Below are 1,273 nucleotides of genomic sequence, written 5' to 3'. Positions count from 1 at the left end.
TCGCCATTCTTGTCTTTCCATTCAGGCCAGCTCAGCACCGCTTTCACTTCCTCATGTTTGGGAAAGCCTCTGCTATGATTCATAGACGAGATGGCGAGGAACAGCTGTGTATTGAAATTGTCATTCTGGTCTTTCCATTCCGGCCAGCTCAGTATTGCTTTCACTTCCTCATGTTTGGGCACACCTTTGCCATTGTTCATGGATGCAAAGGAAGTTAATACATTCAAACTGGCTAAATATGCGAGTTCATCCTGGCTACGTTCGACAAAATCAGAGATATGTTCTTTTCTATTCTTCAGCATGTCGGTCAGCACGTCAGTATTTTTGATGCTTTCAGGAAGGTGCCCAAAAAAAGCAATGGCATTATCGAAGAAACCATTAAAAGAATTTCTCTCTACGAAACCAAGCAGCCTGTAAAAAGAGTACTTAACCGTGATGTTTTCTTTCTCGAATACCACCATCAGGGATTGCACTTTTTCCAATTCTTCATTGGTTAATTCGTATTCGATATTCTCTTTTACTTCTTCCAATGGTTCATTTTTTTTACTCTCAGTCCCCGGCGGGCAGTTGTCACATAAAAACGCTGAAGCTGATTCCTCATTAGCTATACGCTTTAATTCTTGTTGATTCAGTGGCTTGTTACACTTCGAACAAGTTGCAACCGAACTTCCAGTGTCCTGCTCAGCCGAGGGTTTCAGTGGGTCATCGCCCCCACTACCACTGTCGTCTTCTGAATCGGTTTCCTGGCCAGGGACGGCGGCTTGGGAAATCTGGCCGGATTGGCCTGACCCGCCTGTTGTCGCAGTCGACGATGCTGCAGTCGTTCGGGAGGGGTGACCCTTTTTCCCGGAACCCGCCTGACGGCCAGAACCTTTACCAGAAGTGATCTCACGGTAAATACTGAGTTCCTGATCATTATCTGCCAGCCATGTTTGAAGCAGTCCTGGATCAATCGTGGCAGGGTCTGACCTTTCCAGATCCATAAGATCCGCTTCAATCACCATGATCCGGTTTGACAAAACCCGAGCTAGTGTTGTTTGGTTTTTATTAGTAGATAATTGTCGTTTTAATCGTAGCTTACGAAGCAGTTCCTTTTTTTTTTGCAGGTATTTTTGAACAGGGCTGAGAACAAGGTTATGGGCAGGCTGGGGCTGTGGATCGGTATTCCAGTTGTTTCCGTCACTTGGCCAAATGGGGAGGGGAGGCAATTGTTGAGCGAGTGGCATAAACCCAGCCGAATGAGGATTGGTTTTTACAGGTTCAGTCAACTTAT

At 45.8% G+C, this 1,273-nt stretch carries 1 protein-coding gene; it reads right to left on the bottom strand.

Going from position 1 to position 1,273, the window contains the following annotated elements; translation table 11 throughout:
• A partial coding sequence (locus KDK19_RS13285; RefSeq protein ID WP_257292147.1) for a hypothetical protein occupies positions 1 to 1,226 on the bottom strand: 1,226 nt, incomplete at its 3' end.
• Between the last annotated feature and the right edge of the window lie 47 nt (positions 1,227 to 1,273).

Origin of the sequence: Endozoicomonas sp. ONNA1, from assembly GCF_024606325.1 — a bacterium.
GTDB lineage: Bacteria > Pseudomonadota > Gammaproteobacteria > Pseudomonadales > Endozoicomonadaceae > Endozoicomonas_A.
The sequence above is the reverse complement of the archived record's forward strand: the minus strand, read 5'-3'. Positions and strand labels throughout refer to the sequence as shown.